The organism is Brenneria izbisi (assembly GCF_025840185.1).
GTDB lineage: Bacteria > Pseudomonadota > Gammaproteobacteria > Enterobacterales > Enterobacteriaceae > Brenneria > Brenneria izbisi.
Genome location: NZ_JAMPJU010000013.1, coordinates 42,336 through 60,755, shown reverse-complemented (window position 1 = coordinate 60,755; position 18,420 = coordinate 42,336). Strand labels below are relative to the sequence as shown.

General features: G+C 54.3%; 16 protein-coding genes and 1 other RNA gene. 10 read left to right on the top strand and 7 right to left on the bottom strand.

The features are described from left to right. Positions 1-49 precede the first annotated feature (49 nt). Positions 50-556: a TIGR00645 family protein gene (locus NC856_RS14950; RefSeq protein WP_264091240.1), complete on the top strand. Its 507-nt coding sequence runs from the start codon at positions 50-52 to the stop codon at positions 554-556. 194 nt (positions 557-750) lie between these two features. Further along, positions 751-1,788 (top strand): NADP-dependent oxidoreductase, encoded by a 1,038-nt coding sequence (locus tag NC856_RS14945; protein WP_264091239.1) that lies wholly within the window; start codon positions 751-753, stop codon positions 1,786-1,788. A gap of 42 nt (positions 1,789-1,830) precedes the next feature. Here NC856_RS14945 and ubiI read toward each other — a convergent pair whose 3' ends face one another. The 4 genes from ubiI to NC856_RS14925 are packed head-to-tail and all read right to left on the bottom strand — an operon-like array spanning position 1,831 to position 6,243. After that, the gene (gene ubiI, locus NC856_RS14940; protein ID WP_264091238.1) at positions 1,831-3,042 is read right to left on the bottom strand and encodes an FAD-dependent 2-octaprenylphenol hydroxylase; all 1,212 of its coding nucleotides are present in this window, start codon (positions 3,040-3,042) and stop codon (positions 1,831-1,833) included. A gap of 35 nt (positions 3,043-3,077) precedes the next feature. Next, positions 3,078-4,256, bottom strand: coding sequence for a 2-octaprenyl-6-methoxyphenyl hydroxylase (gene ubiH, locus NC856_RS14935; RefSeq protein WP_264091237.1), 1,179 nt, complete (start codon positions 4,254-4,256; stop codon positions 3,078-3,080). Positions 4,257-4,260: 4 nt separating this feature from the next. After that, positions 4,261-5,598 carry a Xaa-Pro aminopeptidase gene (pepP, locus tag NC856_RS14930; protein ID WP_264091236.1) on the bottom strand — a complete coding sequence of 446 codons (1,338 nt, stop codon included), beginning with the start codon at positions 5,596-5,598 and terminating at the stop codon, positions 4,261-4,263. Between the two features lie 60 nt (positions 5,599-5,658). Further along, positions 5,659-6,243, bottom strand: coding sequence for a YecA/YgfB family protein (locus tag NC856_RS14925; RefSeq protein ID WP_264091235.1), 585 nt, complete (start codon positions 6,241-6,243; stop codon positions 5,659-5,661). Positions 6,244-6,432: 189 nt separating this feature from the next. On the opposite strand from NC856_RS14925, the gene zapA reads away from it, so the two are divergent. From zapA to NC856_RS14905, 4 genes are all read left to right on the top strand, one after another. Beyond that, a complete protein-coding gene (gene zapA, locus NC856_RS14920) occupies positions 6,433-6,762 on the top strand; it encodes a cell division protein ZapA (RefSeq protein WP_264091234.1) in 330 nt (109 codons plus the stop codon). Between the two features lie 73 nt (positions 6,763-6,835). Beyond that, positions 6,836-7,019, top strand: a non-coding RNA gene (gene ssrS / locus NC856_RS14915) — 6S RNA. A 45-nt stretch (positions 7,020-7,064) separates the two neighbouring features. Then, the gene (locus NC856_RS14910) at positions 7,065-7,679 is read left to right on the top strand and encodes a 5-formyltetrahydrofolate cyclo-ligase (protein ID WP_264091233.1); all 615 of its coding nucleotides are present in this window, start codon (positions 7,065-7,067) and stop codon (positions 7,677-7,679) included. 31 nt (positions 7,680-7,710) lie between these two features. Beyond that, a complete protein-coding gene (locus NC856_RS14905) occupies positions 7,711-8,874 on the top strand; it encodes an MFS transporter (RefSeq protein ID WP_264091232.1) in 1,164 nt (387 codons plus the stop codon). A gap of 133 nt (positions 8,875-9,007) precedes the next feature. On the opposite strand, the gene nadR is transcribed toward NC856_RS14905, so the two are convergent. The 3 genes from nadR to serB all read right to left on the bottom strand — a co-directional run bounded on the left by nadR (position 9,008) and on the right by serB (position 12,707). Further along, positions 9,008-10,240 (bottom strand): multifunctional transcriptional regulator/nicotinamide-nucleotide adenylyltransferase/ribosylnicotinamide kinase NadR, encoded by a 1,233-nt coding sequence (gene nadR, locus NC856_RS14900; protein WP_264091231.1) that lies wholly within the window; start codon positions 10,238-10,240, stop codon positions 9,008-9,010. Positions 10,241-10,329: 89 nt separating this feature from the next. Continuing rightward, a complete protein-coding gene (gene radA / locus NC856_RS14895; protein ID WP_264091230.1) occupies positions 10,330-11,712 on the bottom strand; it encodes a DNA repair protein RadA in 1,383 nt (460 codons plus the stop codon). Positions 11,713-11,729: 17 nt separating this feature from the next. Beyond that, positions 11,730-12,707 carry a phosphoserine phosphatase gene (serB, locus tag NC856_RS14890; RefSeq protein WP_264091229.1) on the bottom strand — a complete coding sequence of 326 codons (978 nt, stop codon included), beginning with the start codon at positions 12,705-12,707 and terminating at the stop codon, positions 11,730-11,732. 168 nt (positions 12,708-12,875) lie between these two features. Here serB and NC856_RS14885 point away from each other — a divergent pair, with 168 nt between their 5' ends. The 4 genes from NC856_RS14885 (at position 12,876) to fes (ending at position 18,420) form a co-directional block, all read left to right on the top strand. Then, on the top strand, positions 12,876-13,550 hold the full coding sequence (locus NC856_RS14885) for a YtjB family periplasmic protein (protein ID WP_264091228.1): 675 nt from the start codon (positions 12,876-12,878) through the stop codon (positions 13,548-13,550). 87 nt (positions 13,551-13,637) lie between these two features. Beyond that, on the top strand, positions 13,638-14,450 hold the full coding sequence (locus NC856_RS14880) for an ABC transporter ATP-binding protein (protein WP_264091227.1): 813 nt from the start codon (positions 13,638-13,640) through the stop codon (positions 14,448-14,450). Between the two features lie 255 nt (positions 14,451-14,705). After that, on the top strand, positions 14,706-16,919 hold the full coding sequence (locus NC856_RS14875) for a TonB-dependent siderophore receptor (protein WP_264091226.1): 2,214 nt from the start codon (positions 14,706-14,708) through the stop codon (positions 16,917-16,919). A gap of 154 nt (positions 16,920-17,073) precedes the next feature. Next, a complete protein-coding gene (gene fes / locus NC856_RS14870; RefSeq protein WP_264091225.1) occupies positions 17,074-18,420 on the top strand; it encodes an enterochelin esterase in 1,347 nt (448 codons plus the stop codon).

The window sequence follows — 18,420 nt, the reverse complement described above, 5'->3', positions numbered from 1 at the left end:
GCTTTTCGCTATGATGCCTACGATTTCCCTAACCTGCATAATGAGAATCATGGAACGTTTTATTGAAAATTTGATGTATACGTCGCGTTGGTTGCTGGCTCCCATTTATCTGGGGTTGTCGCTTGGCTTACTGGCGCTGATGCTTAAATTTTTCCAGGAGGTCTACCACGTACTGCCCCAGGTCTTCGTCATGGCCGAATCCGATTTGGTGCTGACGCTGTTGTCGCTGATCGATATGACGCTGGTGGGCGGGTTGCTGGTGATGGTGATGCTTTCTGGTTATGAGAACTTTGTATCGGCTCTGGATATCTCCAATAACAGGGAGAAGCTGAACTGGCTGGGCAAGATGGACTCCGGTTCGCTGAAGAATAAAGTGGCCGCATCGATTGTGGCGATCTCTTCCATCCATTTGCTGCGTGTTTTTATGGATGCGCGCAACATCCCGGACAACAAGCTGATGTGGTACGTGATTATCCATTTGACGTTCGTGTTGTCTGCGTTTGTCATGGGCTATCTGGATAAGGTTTCCCGCTACGAGAAAAGCAAGTCTGTCTGAGTTTGTCCACAGTAATGAAACCGTAGTAATGAAATCGCAGTAATAACACGCAAAGCCATGTCCGATTGAACGTGGCTTTGTACTTTTCAGCGGGGCGCACGGCGTAATGCAGCGACATGAACTATGCTTATCATTTGCTGTTGACTGTTGCTAATGGCATAACTCGTTGATTCTTAATTTAAAGGAGGAAACGCATGTCGCAAACCGAACAGTACAATCGCCGTATCGTGCTGGCGCAACGCCCACATGGTGCTCCCACGCCAGCCAATTTCCGGCTGGAACAGCAAGCCATTCCTGAGGTTAATCAGGGTGAAGTGCTGCTGCGCTCGGTTTTTCTTTCTCTTGATCCTTACATGCGTGGCCGTATGAGCGATGCGCCGTCTTACGCCAAACCCGTTGAGTTGGGCGAGACGATGGTCGGTACGACCGTCAGTCGGGTAGCGAATTCAAAACATCCCGATTATCAGGTGGGAGATTGGGTCGTGGCGCCCGGCGGCTGGCAGGATTACATCGTTTCCAATGGCGAAGGCATAAAAAATCTGGGGCAATCGCCGTCTAATCCATCCTACGCGCTGGGGATTTTGGGGATGCCTGGGTTTACCGCCTACATGGGACTGATGGACATCGGACAGCCCAAAGCCGGTGAAACCCTGGTTGTGGCGGCGGCCTCGGGGCCGGTGGGCGCGACAGTCGGGCAGATTGGTAAACTGAAGGGGTGTCACGTTGTGGGCGTCGCCGGCGGTGCGGAGAAATGTCGTCATGCGGTTGAGGTGCTGGGGTTTGATGTGTGCCTCGATCACCACGCGGCGGATTTTGCCGAACAGCTACAACAAGCCTGCCCGCAAGGGATCGATATCTATTTTGAGAATGTCGGCGGCAAGGTATTCGATGCGGTATTACCGCTGTTGAATACCTGCGCGCGTATTCCGCTTTGTGGGTTGGTCGCCGGTTATAATGCGACAGACTTGCCTGACGGCCCCGATCGTCTGCCGTTGCTGACCGCGACCCTGTTGAAGAAACGTATTCGGATGCAGGGATTCATTATTTTTGATGACTACGGCCATCGTTTTGACGAATTCTGGCAAGTCGTTTCCCAGTGGGTGGCGGAAGGCAAGATCAAATACCGGGAACATCTGGTCGATGGTTTGGAAAACGCGCCGGAAGCGTTTATCGGCCTGTTGCAAGGACGCAATTTCGGCAAACTGGTGGTAAGAGTCGGGCCGGATTCATAACGTGCCGCACTCGCCGCATCTGCGGCGAGTCAAGGCGTCGGATTATTTACCCTCATTCAACCAGGCTGGCAAATCATGTAACCCCATAGCCTGACGCACCAACGTCGGTTTAACGCCGGGCAGTTTGTCAGCCAGTACCAGCCCCACGTCGCGCAGCAGCTTTTTCGCCGGGTTTTCGCCAGCGAACAGATCGCGGAAGCCCTGCATACTGGCGAGCATGACGGCGGCGCTGTGTTTACGTTTGCGTTCATAGCGCCTGAGATACAGATGCTGACCGATATCTTTGCCCTGTGTTTGCAGGCGCTTTAATTCCGCAATCAAGTCCGCCACATCCATAAAGCCGAGATTTACCCCCTGGCCCGCCAGAGGATGAATGGTGTGCGCCGCATCGCCGACCAGCACCAGACGATGCGCCGCGAAACTGCGGGCGTAACGCGCCATTAATGGGAACGTGTGTCGTTCACTTTCAAGTTTGCATAATCCCAGCCGCATATCGAAGGCCATCGACACTTGCTGATTAAACTCGTCTTCGGATAGGGTTTGCATAACCTGGGCTTGTTGCGGCGCGAGTGACCAGACAATCGAACAGAGATGCGGATCGTTAAGCGGCAAAAACGCCAGAATACCATCGCCATGAAACACCTGACGCGCCACGGCGTGGTGCGGGGCGGCGGTACGGATATTGGCGACCAGCGCGTGGTGACCGTAATCCCAGAAGGTCAGCGGAATATCCGCATGCTGACGCAGCCAGGAGTGCGCGCCGTCGGCGCCGACCACCAGACGCGCGGTCAGCATGCTGTCACCCTGCAAGGTGATAAAGGCTTCGTTTTCGCCCCAGGCGACCTGTTTTAGCACTGCGGGCGTCAGCAGCGTGATGTCGCTGGACTGGTCAGCCTTGCGCCACAGCGCCTGCTGAATGATAGGATTTTCGATAATATGGCCGAGGCGTGAAAAGCCAAACTCTTCGCCGCTGAAATGGATTTTGCCGAAGCTGTCTTTATCCCAGACTTCCATCGCGTTATAAGGGCTGGCGCGCTGTGCGACGAGGCTGTCCCACACGCCCAGATGACGCAGCAGACTCTCACTGGCGGCGTTGATGGCGGAAACGCGCAAGGCGCGCCCATGTTCAGGCGCATGCGCGTCAAGCGGCTGTTTTTCGAGAACGGCAATGCGCAGGCCGCTGCCTTGCAAACCGCAGGCGAGCGCCAGACCAACCATGCCGCCCCCGGCAATAACCACGTCGAATGATTGCATAAACTTTTCCTGTTATGTTCCGCCGAAAATCGTGATTAACGCTCAACCCAGCCAAGCGTGCGGCGGGCAAGCGCATCGCGCATCAACGGCAGATTATTCATGGCCATCAGCCCCAGATTACGGCCAATTTCCAGCGCGGTATAGCGGTTGGCGAAAAGTCTGACCAGCCCGTCGGTTATCGCCACTGTTGTTTGCTGATCCGATTGGCGTCGTTGCTGGTAGCGGCTAAGCACGCGGTAGCAGCCCGGATCCTGATGATGCCGCATGGCGTCCACCACCGTTTCCGCCAGCGACATAACATCCCGTAAACCCAGATTAAAGCCTTGTCCGGCGATCGGGTGCAGCGTCTGAGCCGCGTTGCCCACCAATGCCAGCCGGTGGCTGATGTGCTGACTGGCCGTGAGTAATCGTAACGGATAGCTGCGGCGCTCGCCGATGTGGACGAACGCCCCCAAACGCCAGCCAAACGCTCGCTGCAACTGCTGACGGAATTCATCTTCATGCCAGCTATCAACCTGCGCCTGCTGGTTGTTGGCATGGCACCACACCAGTGAACTGCGGCCTTTGCTCATGGGCAACATCGCCAGCGGACCCTGTGGCGTAAAACGCTCGAACGCGCGCCCCTGATGGGGTTCGCTGGTCGTCACGTTGGCGATAACGGCGATTTGCTCATAGTCTTGCTGCTGCCACTGGATACCGCATGATGCCGCCAGCATCGAATTGGTGCCGTCGGCCGCCACCATGAGTCGCCCGGTCAGCACCGTCCCGTTATCCAGCGTCAGCATGGCCTTGTCTGACGTGCGGGCCACGTCCACCACTTGCGCTGGACAATGCAGACGCACGCCGGGCGCCTGCTGCAACAGAGAGAACAGTCGTTGACCCGCTTCGTGCAGTTCGACGACATGGCCCAGCGCCGGCACGCGATAGTCCGCGGCGTTCAGATTAACAAAGCAGGCGTGGCCGCGATCGCTGACGTGAATGTCGGTTATCGCGGTGGCGCAGCCCGCCAGCCTCTGCCAGATGCCGATGGTTTCAAGTTGTTCGCTGGTGCCTTCCGCCAGAGCAATCGCTCTGCCGTCAAAGCCCGGATGCTGACGTTCGAGCGGTGATATCGCCTCAATGAGATCCACGGGGACTTTCCCTTGTGAGAGCGTGGATATCGCCAGCGCCAACGTCGCGCCCGCCATTCCACCACCAACAATCATTACCGTCATGTTGTCATCCTGAAATCGATTGCTGAGCGGAATGCCGTTGCGCCATCAGCGCTTCGATTTCATCGGCATCTTTCACCACGCCGGACGTCAGGTTTTCGTTGCCGGTTGCGGTGATCAGAATGTCATCTTCAATACGAATCCCAATGCCCCGATATTGCTGAGGCACGTTGGCATCCGGCGCGATATACAGACCGGGTTCAACCGTCAGCACCATGCCGGGTTCGAGCGGACGACCACGATCGGTGGAACCATAATCGCCGACATCGTGTACATCCAGCCCCAGCCAGTGGCTGAGCCCATGCATGAAGAACTGACGGTGCGCCTGTTCGGTGATCAACGCGTCCACCTCGCCTTTCAGGATGCCCAACTGAACCAGGCCGCTCACCATGATACGCACCACTTCGTCAGTGACGTCGCGGATGCTGATACCGGGCGCGAATATCTCCAGCGCCTTGCGTTGCGAGCGCAGCACGATGTCGTAGATGGCTCGTTGCGGCGCGGTAAATTTGCCATTGACCGGGAACGTGCGGGTAATATCGCCCGCGTAGCCGCGGTATTCGCATCCGGCGTCGATCAACACTAAATCGCCATCACGCATTTGAGATTCATTTTCGGTGTAATGCAGAATGCAGGCGTTATCGCCGCTGCCGACAATGGTGTTGTAAGAGGGATAACGCGCGCCGTGACGGGTGAACTCGTGATGAATTTCCCCTTCAAGCTGGTATTCAAACATTCCGGGACGACAAGTCTGCATGGCGCGCATGTGGGCCAGCGCGGTGATTTCCCCTGCGCGCCGCATCACGTCAATTTCCGCCTGTGATTTGAACAATCGCATTTCATGGACCCACGGACGCCAGTCGGTGACGGTCGGCGGGGCGATAAAACCTTTGCGGGCGCCGTTACGCAACGTTTCCAGCGCGGAAAACAGCAGCTTGTCGGCGTAATCGTATTGCCCCTGCGCGTGATAAATGACGTCCAGACCGTTGAGCAACAAATGTAGCTGGTCGCCGATTTCATTAAATGGCAGCGCCCGATCGACGCCCAGTTTGGCGGGCGCGGCTTGTTGGCCCAGGCGACGACCAAACCAGATTTCCGCCGTCAGATCGCGCACACGGTTGAATAGCACGCTATGGTGATGTTTTTCATCGCTTTTAACCAGCAACAGCACCGCTTCCGGTTCATTGAATCCGGTGAAATACCAGAAATCGCTGTTCTGACGATAGGGATAATCACTGTCGGCATTACGCGCTGTTTCAGGCGCGGCAAACATGATCGCGGCACTGGCTGGCGCCATTTTCTCCAGCAGCGTCTGCCGACGACGAAGGAATTCTTGTGGATTCATCACCTGCTCCTGAAAATATTCCGTGCTGTGGGACAAACCGTTGCTGCGGCTGGCGAAAAATCAATGCAGCGTTGGTTTTTTCTGCTCAGGCGCCACAACCGGTTGGCTGGTAAATTCGTTATGACACAAAATGGCCGAGACTCGAACATATTCAATCACTTCTTCCAGTGACTGCGCCAGTTCTTCCTGATCTTCATCTTCGTCGTAACCTAACTGGGCGATGTTGCGTAAATCATCAATGGCTTCTTTCAATTCGCCTTCGGCTTTGTTCAGGCGCGGTTGAGCCACGCCCAGGCCCAGCAAAAAATGGTTTACCCAGTCGGCCAGCGCATCTATCCGGTCAAATACCGTGACGGGTTCGTTGTTATCGTCAGGCAGGAAAAGCTGAAACATGAAACCTTCGTCTTCCAGCATTTCACGCGTAACCTGATACAGATGCTGGATTGGCTGGGCCAGCGTTTGCGGGAAGGCCATGCCTTCGTTGGTCAATTCAAACACCAGGGTTCGCCAACTGTCGTCATGGTTGCCGCCGCACAGCAGACCGCTAATCAGACCATGCATTTCTGCGGCGGTGAGGGCGATTTGCTGCTGGTGAAGCAATTGGTCAAGGGCTTCATAGCCTGGAAACGTATTCTCTATAGACATGCGGATTCGTCATCGTTGGCAGGATTAGTTCGTGTTATGCTACCACCAAGCCCGGTAGGGATACCAGAAAGGGCTTGTATCTTATAGTGGGGATATATATAGTGACGCCCGCTTTAACTGGCCCGATGCCGGGCAGCGCAGGATTAACTTCTCTGCGGGCGCGAAAACGAAATAAGGCAGGAAGGTGGCATGTCTGCACAACCGGTAGATATTCAGGTTTTTGGCCGTTCGTTAAGAGTCAACTGTCCGCCAGAACAACAGGATGCGTTGAATCAGGCTGCGGAGGATCTTAACCAGCGGTTGCAAGATCTTAAAGTTCGCACTAGAGTCACAAACACCGAGCAACTGGTGTTTATCGCCGCGTTGAACGTGTGCCATGAACTGGCGCAGGAACGGGGTAAAACCCGTGATTATGCGGCGAACATGGAGCAGCGTATCCGTATGCTGCAACAGACCATCGAACAGGCGCTGTTGGAGCAGGGACGGATTACCGAACGTCAGGGACCGCAGTTTGAATAACATCGAAATTTGACAAAAGTACGGTGTTTTTACGCGATAAGACGTGATAAGGTCTTTGTGAGTTACGAATAAAATTTCTCTGAGATGTTTGTCAGCGGGTCAGTCCCCTGAGCCGATATTTCAAACCAACAGAATGTAATGCTCCGTGGTTGGTGAGCATGCTCGGTTCGCCCGAGAAGCCTTAAGACTGCGACGTTATGTTCACCTTGAACCAAGGGTTCAAGGGTTACAGCCTGCGGCGGCATCTCGGAGATTCCCTTTGTTTCACGCGTGATCATTACGGCTACGGCCTCCATTTTCGTATGCATCCCACTCCGTCATCCGCCTCATCCCTCTCTTGCGCTCAACGTCGTCAGCAAATCCGTCAGGATGTGCGGCAGCGCCGTCGTCAACTCACGCCCGATCAGCAGGCCCTCTGCGCGGAACAGGCGATGGATCAGGTCTGTCGTCACCCGAAAATAACGCAGGCCGACAATATCGCGGCGTTTCTCTCATTCGATGGCGAACTGGATACACAGCCGCTGATCCAACAGCTATGGCGGCAGGGTAAACGGGTTTATCTGCCGGTATTACATCCGTTCAGCGCCGGGAATTTGCTGTTCCTGCGTTATACGCCGGATACCGAACTGGTTTTGAATCGTCTGAAAATTCTGGAACCGCAACTGGATGTGCGGCAGGTTCTGCCGCTGCCCCAGTTGGATGTATTGCTGACGCCGCTGGTGGCGTTTGACAGGCAGGGACAACGATTAGGCATGGGCGGCGGTTTCTATGATCGCACGTTGCAGAATTGGTCGCGGCAGGGGCCTTACCCGATCGGCCTGGCCCATGATTGTCAGTTGGTTGACTGTTTACCCACCGAACATTGGGATATCCCGCTGCCGGAGATTATTACGCCGTCACGTTGTTGGCGCTGGTGATGTGATTTGTTAAACCCGCACTGGAAGCGCAATGACAGAAAATCCTCGTAGCTCCCGTTTTACGACTCTGAACATGATAATCGCCGCATCCCTGGTGGGGCTGGTTACTGGCTATACATTGCCGTTGATCAGCCTGAAGCTTGCACAGCAAGGACACAGTACCGCGACGCTCGGTATTCTGGCGGCGCTGCCCGCCGCCGGAATGATGTTATCCTCTTTTATTACGCCATTGCTCAGCCGTCGCCTGCACGCCGGATACCTTTTATCGAGTAGTCTTATTATCCTTGCGGCGTCAACCGTTGCCTCCTATCTGCTCTCGCATCCTCTGTTACTCATTTTACCCCGTTTGCTGACGGGACTGGCGTCGGGGCTCCTTGTGGTACTGGGGGAAAGCTGGATTACCAGCCGCGCTTCAGACAAGCACAAGGCGACGTTGACTGGGGTCTATACCTCAGTTTTCACCGGGTGTCAGTTGCTGGGGCCATTGCTTATTGCCGCCGGGGAGAATATTCAAATATATGCCTTGTGGTTGATTTGCGGCGTATCTGGCGTTTGTGCGCTAATGCTGAAAAATTGTGCCGATATGATTCGGGCAGAGGAAAGATCGTCTGCCTCTTACCGGAGTCTTATACCATTTCTACCTGCGATTGCCTCTGGCGTATTCTGTTTTGCGTTCTTTGATGCCAGCATGCTCTCCCTCTTCCCGCTCTATGGCGTGGAGCAAGGTCTGGACGAAAAATCTGCGATATTATTGGTAACGCTCATCTTTCTGGGGGATGCCTTATTCCAGACGCCGATTGGCTGGCTGGCGGACAAATGCGGCATCATAAAAACCCATATCGGCTGTGGCGTTATTTTCTGTATTATGCTGTTGTTAATAACATTTTCATTTTCCTCCCCAGCGCTTCTGGCTTCAATCTGTATCATCCTTGGCGCGGCGGCTGGAGGCCTTTACACACTTTCCCTGGTTCGGGCTGGTCAGATATTTGTCGGTCAGCGACTAATTGTGATGAATTCATTGCTGGGGCTGTTTTGGTCTGCCGGCAGTATCGTCGGCCCGCTCCTCTCCGGGGCGGTCATTACCTTTTTCGGTTACGATGGGCTGATCGCGATATTGCTTTTTATGGGGGTTTTGTTCGTCAGCATGCAGTGCATGTTAAGAAACGCGTGTTTAGCGCGTTCGTTGGGCGAATAGCTAGCCCCAATATGTTGTTCTTGCTGAAGATGGAACCGGGGCTTTTTTAGGCGCGTCGTTGAATCAGCCAGCGTTCATGCCGGTTGAGTTATGCTGGCGGGCAAACAGGCTGACTATGATTGAACAGTGCACTTTATCTGCTATGCCCCAGCATTTGCTGCACCAGTTCCACACAGCGCAGAAAACGCGAGTCATAGTCTGATTCTTCAACGTGGATGTAGCGAATATTGTTCTCTACCAGCATGCTTTTCAGCAGATTTTGAAATTCCTGCCGGGCGGACGAACTGCCCAGGCTGCGTAGTCCATCAGCCACCCACGGCGTGTTGTTTTCCAGCAGAATCACCAGATCGAAGCGATATTCGTCAATCAGCGCCTGAACGAACGGATGCTCACGCCCCTCATACTTTTTGCAGAATGCCTGTGTCGTCACGAAGTCGGTATCAATAAAAGCCACTTTGTTGGCGTATTTGACGGCAAAATCGATGTATTGCGCCTGACCGAGCGCGATTTTGTCGTAGTCGGAGTATTGCAGCGCCATTTCATCGCCGCCCAGATGGGAGAACACGTAGTCGCGGCCATATTCCCAGGCGCTGGTGGTGTTGAAGATGTTGGCCAGTTTGTTCACCAGCGTGGATTTTCCGCTGGATTCGCCGCCCAAAATAGCGACCGTGCGCACAAAGAACGGTTTGACTTCGGTGGGGATATATTCCCAGTAGCGGAAAGGATCGTGGCGGATTTGCGATCCGCTGATGCTCATAAAGGAGCGCTGGGGATCGATCAGGACCGTTTCGATCCCCAGTTGTTCACGGTATTGCGGCGCATCCTGTTCTTCGCTGGTATAGACGAAATTGGGTTCAATATTTTTTCCCCGCATAAAAGCCTGAATGCCCTGGCTCCAGATGTCCCAGCCGTGCGGATACGGCTCCATCCCTTGTTCATTAAAGGCATGAATACGGATATTTTTCTGATATTTAAAGGTTTGTAACAGCCAGCGCAGACGATCGCTGACAGTGGGCTGTTGCGACATGGAGCTATTTTCAAACAGCAGGCGGTCACGCGGTTCGTCATAACCCAGAATGACGTGCAGTTCGTCCACCTGACTGCACGCCCGTTGGATCAGATAGATGTGGCCGGTATGCAGGGGGTAAAACTTGCCGAAGACGACGCCAATCTTTTTTTCATGCCGGGGAAATTCCAGACCGAGAAAACGGTGCAGCGCTTCCAGTTTCTGAGCGCTGGGGCTTTTGATCTTGGCATTGAGCAACTGGCTGAGATAGCCTTTGGTCATATCCGTCGCATCGGCGACTTGCTGTAAAGTACACCCCTTTTGCCGAATGGCGGATTTTAAATACTCAAATGGGGACATAGACCGATACTCCTGTTTAGCGTACTAAACAAGATACCACAGGGCAGCGGATGAATCGCTGTTTTATGGGAGGTCGGAGCTCCGCGACGTTAAAAATCGTTGAGAATATCCAATGCGTCAGCCAGCTTTTTAACGCCGAAAACCTGCATATTGGCCGGCGGTTTTTTCGGCATATTGGCGTGGGGAACAATCGCGCGTTTGAAACCGTGCTTAGCCGCTTCCGCAATGCGTTCCTGACCGCTGGGCACCGGGCGGATTTCACCCGCCAGCCCGACCTCGCCAAATACCACCAGATCCTGCGGCAGCGGACGGTCGCGCAGGCTGGAAACCAGCGACAGCAACAGGGCGAGATCGGCGCTGGTTTCCGTTACTTTGACGCCGCCGACGACGTTGACGAACACATCCTGATCCGACATCTGCAAACCGCCATGACGATGCAGCACCGCCAGCAGGATCGCCAGACGGTTCTGTTCCAGTCCCACCGCGACCCGACGCGGGTTCGCCATCATGGATTGATCCACCAGCGCCTGAATTTCCACCAGCAACGGGCGCGTGCCTTCCCAGACCACCATCACCGAACTGCCGGAGGTGATTTCGTCGCCGCGGCTGAGGAAAATCGCCGACGGGTTGCTGATTTCGCGCAATCCCTGTTCGGTCATGGCGAAAACACCCAGTTCGTTGACGGCGCCAAAGCGGTTCTTGTGACTGCGCAAGGTACGGAAACGGGAATCGGCGTCGCCATCCAGCAATACCGAGCAGTCGATACAGTGTTCCAGCACTTTCGGGCCGGCCAGCGAACCGTCTTTGGTGACATGACCGACCATAATAATGGCGACGCCACGGGTTTTGGCGAAACGGGTCAGGTAGGCCGCGGTTTCGCGGACCTGGGCGACGCTGCCGGGCGAGGATTGAATATCCGCCAGATGCATGACCTGAATAGAGTCGATCACCATCAGCTTTGGCTGTTCCTGCTCGGCAATCAGGCAAATCTGTTCGATGCTGGTTTCAGACAACATATTCAGATTGTGCGCGGGCAGGCCGAGGCGATGGGCGCGCATCGCCACCTGCTGCAACGATTCTTCCCCGGTGACGTACAGGGTTTTCATCTGCTCGGACAGTTTGCACAGCGTTTGCAACAGCAGGGTGCTTTTCCCCGCCCCCGGATTACCGCCGATCAAAATCGCGCTGCCCGGCACCACGCCGCCGCCCAGCACGCGATCAAACTCCTGAAAACCGGTGGAAAAGCGAGGCAGCGCCTCAAGACTGATTTCTGAGAGTTTTTGTACCCGACTGACCCCGGCGCTTTCCCCCGCATAGCCGGTCAGACGATCGGATCGTGAGGACGAGGCCGCCGCCAGACGAACTTCGGTAATGGTATTCCAGGCATGACAGGCGCTGCACTGTCCCTGCCAGCGTGGATAATCCGCCCCGCATTCATTACATACAAAGGCGCGTTTGACGGCTTTTGCCACAGGTTACCTCGTATCGATTAGCGTTCTTCGTGCCTCATGCTGCCGCTGAGGATGCACAACACCCCGGTCAGGTCGGCATGTCGGATGGTCACGGCGGACTGTTCGTTGACTTTGGGTTTGGCATGATAGGCAATGCCCAGACCAGATGCTTTGATCATCAGCAGATCGTTGGCGCCATCGCCGATGGCGACCGTCTGCTGCAAGGGAATATCCAGTTTTTCCGCCAGTTCACGCAGCGTGGCGGCTTTATATTTCGCATCGACAATCGGGCCGATGACTTCGCCGGTCAGTTTACCATCCCACATTCCCATTTCATTGGCGACAGCCGCCACCAGACCCAGTTCTTCACGCAGATAATCGGCGAAATAGGTAAACCCGCCAGAGGCGATGGCCACATGCCAGCCAGCCGCCTGAAGTTGACTGACCATGTTGGTTAGACCCGGCATCAGCGGCAGATCTTTACGCACCTCATGCAGAATATTGGCGTCGGCGCCTTTTAATGTCCCGACGCGTTGGCGCAGACTGGCGGAAAAATCCAGTTCTCCGCGCATCGCGCGCTCGGTGACTTCGGCAACCAATTCGCCCGTTCCCGCCAGCCGCGCGATTTCATCAATGCATTCAATCTCAATCGCGGTGGAATCCATATCCATCACCAGCAGGCCGGGCGCGCGCAGGGTGGGAGCGTTGCGCATTGGCGCGACATCCATGCCCAGTTCATGCGCCAGCTTGGTGGCGCGCGGCGTCAGCGAACCCGCCAATCGCACGACCTGATAATCTCCCACGTTCCAGGCGCTGACAATCACCATCGCCGCGCCCAGTTTACGCTGATAGCGCGAAAGCAGATTCTTGTCGAGTACATCGCTATACAACAGCCAGCCAGTGTCTCCGGCGCGGTAATCGAGCGGCATTACTTCATCACCGCTCAGCGATAGCGGCAGTCCCGGCCAACAGTTAATCTCATTCGGGAGATCACGATAGGTCAGACTATTCGACATGGGATAAATCCTCTACGGGCGGTCATTGGGTGGCATAGAATGGGTATCTGTCGGTTTTCTGATACCGGATCGCAACCACAAACATATCCATCGGAAAACAGGGCAACAAGCTATCCTATCGTTGACGCTTCTGGCAACATAAAGTATCCAAATCGCCTAAGGATTATCATGGTTAGGACTCGGGTAAAATTTCGCCTGCATCGCACAGCCATTGTGCTGTCTTGTCTGGCTCTGCTGGTGATACTGATGCAGGGCGCTTCCTATTTCAGCCTGAGCCACCAGATGGCGCGCTCCGAACAGGTTGAGGAGTTGGCGCGCACCCTGACCAAACAAGTGGCTTACAGCCTCGCGCCGCTGATGGATAGCGTGGGGGATAACAACCAGAAGATTAACGATATACTCAAACAACTCACGGAACATAGCCGGATTTTGGATGCCGGTATTTATCAGCAGGATGGATCGTTGGTCGCCAACGCGGGCGAGCAGGTTCAATTGCGCGATCGGCTGGCGCTGGACGGCAATCGGGTCGGCAGTTATTCCAATCATCAACTGGTGCAGCCGATTGAGGGCAAGGACGGGCCGATAGGCTTCCTGCGCATTACTCTTGATACCCACGTTTTGGCGACAGAAGCCAAACAGGTGGATAACACCACCAATATGCTGCGCCTGATGATATTGTTGTCGCTGGCGATCGGTATCATTCTGACGAGAACGCTGTTGCAGAACCGCCGTACCCGTTGGCAGCAATCGCCTTATTTGCTCACGGCCAGTACGCCGGTTAATGAGGATGACGGCGTGGAAAACGACGCCGGCGCGGATAACGAAGAGCAAAGGAAAGGCTAATTAACGCAGTTGTTTTAAGCGTTTACCGTTAAGCCCGCAGGCGCGGCTAACTTATCTGATGTCCATTTTGGGAGGAACCATCTGGTTATGTTTGGTACGTTGAACGCCACCAACCTTACGCTCGCATATGATAAAAAAATTATCGCTGAAGCGCTGAGCGTTACGATCCCGGATAATCAATTCAGTGTGATTATCGGTCCAAATGCCTGTGGCAAATCCACTTTGCTACGGGCGCTGTGCCGGTTGTTGAAACCACTGGCGGGAGAAGTGTTGCTGGATGGTAAAAACATTCACCAACTCCCCACCAAAGCGCTGGCCCGGAAAATTGGTCTGTTACCGCAGCATGCCATCGTACCGGATAACATCACGGTGGCTGATCTGGTGGCGCGTGGACGCTATCCTCACCAAAGTCTGCTGCGGCAGTGGCGTGCGGCGGATCAGGAAGCGGTGGAGCAGGCGATGATTGCCACCGATGTCAGTGCGTTGTCGGAACGCAGCGTGGATGAACTGTCCGGCGGACAGCGGCAGCGCGTATGGATAGCCATGGTGTTGGCACAACAGACACAGTTGTTGCTGCTGGATGAACCCACGACCTGGCTGGATATGGCTCATCAGATTGATCTGCTCGATCTGTTTTGCGATCTCCACCAACAACATGGCCGCACGCTGGTGGCGGTGCTACATGACCTGAATCAGGCCTGTCGTTATGCCGATCATCTGATCGTCATGCAGGCCGGAAAGATTATGGCGCAAGGAAAACCAGCCGAGATCGTCAGCGCCGACCTGATCAGACAGGTGTTCGGCATGCCCTGCGTGATTATTCAAGACCCGGTATCTCACACGCCGCTGATTGTGCCGTGCGGACGCTATCATCCGGTTCCGCATGTGACGACAGCCTAACCGCCGCTTTTCAGCCCCAACCGCGACGTTCCCGAGACGCCGCGTCGAACCTGCTCGTTTATTAAGCGATAAGCCGGATATTTCCTATCGCTACCTATGCGGATGCATTAAAAAACCAAAGATGTGAAATTAATACAAAACGCTAATGATAATAAATATCATTAGCGTTTTGTATTTTTGTTGTGCTAAGGTTTTTCGGCAGTAAAACAGGGTTACATAGGATGATGTTAACATTGTTGCGCAAGGGTTAATTATATGAAAATAAAACATAAAAAATGTTTTTGCGCCGCTATGCATATGGGATTACTTCTGGCAGTAGTCCATCCAGTGCAAAGTGTGGCGGCTGATACACAACACAACACAACACAACACAACACAACACAACACAACACAACACAACAGAATGACACCATCACGGTGGTAGCCGGAACAGCAAATGAATCACCCACCGCGCCGCTAAAAGGAATGGTGGCAACCACCAGTCAGGCGGGCAGTAAAACCGCCACGCCATTGATAAAAACGCCGCAATCTATTTCAGTCGTGACCCGCGACCAGATGGATGCGCAGGATGTATCCTCCGTTCCGCAGGCATTGCGCTACACCGCCGGGGTGGTAGCGGAATACCGGGGCAGTTCCAATCGTTACGACGAGGTGTTTATTCGTGGGCTTTCCTATGTGCCACGATTTTTGGACGGTTTGAGCTTTGGCGCTTCGGCTGGAGCGCAAACTGGCGTGATCGACCCCTGGTTGCTGGAGCGAGTGGAAGTGGTCAAAGGCCCGGCATCTGTACTTTACGGCCAGGTGAATCCTGGTGGTCTGGTCAGTATGACCAGCAAACGTCCGACAGCCACCCCGATACATAAAATTCAATTGAAAGGCGGCAATAATGATCTTGCGCAGGGCGCATTTGACTTTGGCGGCGCGTTGAATGATGACAACACCCTGCTGTATCGACTCAACGGTCTGGCGCGTACCCAGCATAATCAAGTCGATGATTATAAGGAAACCCGCTACGCCATTGCTCCTTCGTTGACCTGGTATCCCAATATCGATACCCGCTTTACGTTGCTGACCAGTTTCCAGAAAGATCCTGATGCCGGCTACCGCAATTTCCTGCCGTCGGTGGGTACGGTGTTCGGCACTGAGCGGGGCTATATTCCCTTTGATTTTAATGTCAGTGATCCGTCCTTTAATCTGTCAAAGCGCGAGCAAGCCGCCATTGGTTATGAATTCGAACATAATTTCAATGAAATATTTACCTTCAGACAGAATGCGCGTTACGCCAATATCACTCAAAAATACAAATACTTTATCTACAGGAACTCCGACAGCACCTATGTGTTGAACCGACGCGCCCAGCGAGAGGAGCGCGATACCGATGAGTTTGCGTTGGATAATCAGTTACAGGCTCAGTTTGCTACCGGTATGGTGGATCATGTGGTGTTGACTGGGCTGGATTACCGGTGGAACAAGGATCGGCAGAAACTGTGGCAGGGCAATAGTACGAGTTACCAAATCGATTGGTCCTCTCCTGTCTATGGCGTACCGGTTGATGAGCGTTCGCTAATCAAGAGTACGGATCAGCGACAGACGTTGGATCAGCTTGGCGTCTATGTACAGGATCAGATGGAATGGAACAATTGGAATCTACTGCTTTCGGGACGCTATGACTGGACCGAAGTGCGAACCGACGATTATCTCGACAGCAGTCAGGTACAGCAAAACGATAGTAAGTTCACCGGTCGCGCGGCGTTGCTGTATGCCTTCGATAATGGCGTTTCGCCGTATGTGAGCTATAGCACCTCTTTTGAACCCAACCTGCAAACCAATCGTGCGCCGGGAACGCCGCCTTTTTCGCCAACCACAGGCAAACAGGTTGAAGTCGGGATTAAATACCAGCCGCCGGGTTGGAATACCTTGATGAGCCTGTCGCTTTACGATCTGCGCCAGCAAAACGTTTCTACCTATAACAGCAGCCTGGGATGGTTTGAACCGGTCGGCGAAATTCGCAACCAGGGGCTGGAAGTGGAAGTGCATTCGGCATTGACCGAATCAATCAATCTTATCGCCTCCTACAGCTATATCGATTCTGAAACCACCAAAACCACCGTGGCTGGCACGCAGGGTAAAACGCCGGCGCGCATTCCTTCTCATATGGCGTCATTGTGGGGGGAATACAATTTCCATTCCGGCGTGGCGAATGGTCTCGGTGTCGGTCTGGGCGCCAGATATATCGGCACCAGCTATGGTAATGCCCAGAATACCTTTAAAGTTCCGTCTGTCGATTTATACGATGCGAAAGTCAGCTATGAACTGGGCGGCCTGACGCCATCGCTGAAAGGCGTGTCGGCGCAAGTCAATCTTAATAATATGTTTGATAAAAAATATGTCGCCACCTGTGCTTCCGCCACCGCCTGCTTCTATGGTATTGGGCGGACGGTCACTGCGACAATCAATTATGAGTGGTAGCGTCTCTCATCACTGAGTAAACCGTGGCGCTCGATGCGGATCGCCACGGTGGTCAACTCTCTTTTACATCGGTGTTCCGGGTTATTACATCCAGCATGCGGAGCTACCGGACAGAGCACGGTTAAAGAGGCTCACAGCAGAGGAAAGTATTCCTATGAATCACTATGCTGAGCAACCGCCGATTCAATTAATGCTGCATCGACATGATGCCGGCAGTGAGGAATGGTGGCGTGAATTGAGCGCGGGGGATATCCCTCGGTTGGAAAAACTTGCCACAGGCGATTACCGGGTTACCTTCTTTTGGCGTGATCCGCAAGGCAGCGAGCAGATATCCGACACTCGCTATGTCTGGATAGATGTCAATTGCGTGACAGACCATCACAAAATGTCGCCGGAGTCGATGGCGCGATTGCAAGGCACCGATGTCTGGTACTGGAGCACTATTCTGGCAGGGGACTGGCGAGGCGGTTATTCTTTTATACCCGCTACCGACCATCAGCGTTTTAATCCGCCCGCAGGGGATATCCGCACCCAGCGTCTGGCACAAAGAAAATGGTGGTGTGAAACGTTAAGCCGGGCGACGCACGATCCGCTTAATCGGCGTCGTTTCTGGCACGGCAGCCGAGGGCAGTCCCTGTCCGGGTTGCATTTACCTGATGCGCCGCCGCAACTGGCCTGGCGCGACTTTGATCTTGGCCTCCGCTGCCAGCCTGCTCCGGCACGTTTACACTCCTATTGCTGGCACAGTCAGCGCCTTAACAACCGCCGTACCGTCTGGATTTTCAGTACCGGAGAGACGCAGCCCGCTAAGCGGCCATTGGCGATCCTGCTGGATGGCCAGTTCTGGGCATCAGGCATGCCCGTATGGTCGGCGTTGATGAAGCAGACGCAGTCCGGGCAATTACCGCAAGCGGTTTATCTGCTGATCGATGTGATAGATAGCGCGCATCGGAGCAGCGAATTGGCCTGTAATGATCAATTCTGGTTGGCGGTTCAGGAGGAATTATTGCCGCAGATCGCGGGTATTTGCGCTTATCAGGACGATGCCGCCACCACCGTGGTCGCCGGACAAAGCTATGGCGGATTGGCGGCGCTATTCGCCGGGCTGCACTGGCCGCAACGTTTCGGCTGTGTGCTGAGTCAGTCCGGCTCCTTCTGGTGGCCGCGTCAGGATCTGATACAGGCCACCGAAGCGGCGGACGGTGAATGCCAGTTAATTGAGCGCATTAAACAAGGTCTGGGTAGTTACGGAAAACTGAAAATCTTTATGGAAGCCGGCGTGCGCGAGACGTTGATCCATCGGGTTAATCAACGCTTATTCAATGTATTGCGCCATACCCACCATACCCTATGTTACCGGGAGTTTAATGGCGGTCACGATGCATTGTGCTGGCGGGGCGGACTGATTGACGGCCTGACGGCGCTGTGGTCATCCGATTTCCCGATGATCCAGACGAACTCCCCCGCGGGGAAGACCACCTCTATCAGACAGGAGCCATAA

Bases quoted from the DNA above. Each gene is read 5' to 3' on its own strand.
- zapA (WP_264091234.1), top strand. From the start codon at position 6,433: ATGTCTGCACAACCGGTAGATATTCAGGTTTTTGGCCGTTCGTTAAGA.
- serB (WP_264091229.1), bottom strand. From the start codon at position 12,707: ATGTCGAATAGTCTGACCTATCGTGATCTCCCGAATGAGATTAACTGT.
- NC856_RS14950 (WP_264091240.1), top strand. From the start codon at position 50: ATGGAACGTTTTATTGAAAATTTGATGTATACGTCGCGTTGGTTGCTG.
- nadR (WP_264091231.1), bottom strand. From the start codon at position 10,240: ATGTCCCCATTTGAGTATTTAAAATCCGCCATTCGGCAAAAGGGGTGT.
- NC856_RS14875 (WP_264091226.1), top strand. From the start codon at position 14,706: ATGAAAATAAAACATAAAAAATGTTTTTGCGCCGCTATGCATATGGGA.
- ubiH (WP_264091237.1), bottom strand. From the start codon at position 4,256: ATGACGGTAATGATTGTTGGTGGTGGAATGGCGGGCGCGACGTTGGCG.
- NC856_RS14910 (WP_264091233.1), top strand. From the start codon at position 7,065: ATGCATCCCACTCCGTCATCCGCCTCATCCCTCTCTTGCGCTCAACGT.
- NC856_RS14945 (WP_264091239.1), top strand. From the start codon at position 751: ATGTCGCAAACCGAACAGTACAATCGCCGTATCGTGCTGGCGCAACGC.
- NC856_RS14885 (WP_264091228.1), top strand. From the start codon at position 12,876: ATGGTTAGGACTCGGGTAAAATTTCGCCTGCATCGCACAGCCATTGTG.
- NC856_RS14925 (WP_264091235.1), bottom strand. From the start codon at position 6,243: ATGTCTATAGAGAATACGTTTCCAGGCTATGAAGCCCTTGACCAATTG.
- NC856_RS14905 (WP_264091232.1), top strand. From the start codon at position 7,711: ATGACAGAAAATCCTCGTAGCTCCCGTTTTACGACTCTGAACATGATA.
- NC856_RS14880 (WP_264091227.1), top strand. From the start codon at position 13,638: ATGTTTGGTACGTTGAACGCCACCAACCTTACGCTCGCATATGATAAA.
- fes (WP_264091225.1), top strand. From the start codon at position 17,074: ATGAATCACTATGCTGAGCAACCGCCGATTCAATTAATGCTGCATCGA.
- pepP (WP_264091236.1), bottom strand. From the start codon at position 5,598: ATGAATCCACAAGAATTCCTTCGTCGTCGGCAGACGCTGCTGGAGAAA.
- ubiI (WP_264091238.1), bottom strand. From the start codon at position 3,042: ATGCAATCATTCGACGTGGTTATTGCCGGGGGCGGCATGGTTGGTCTG.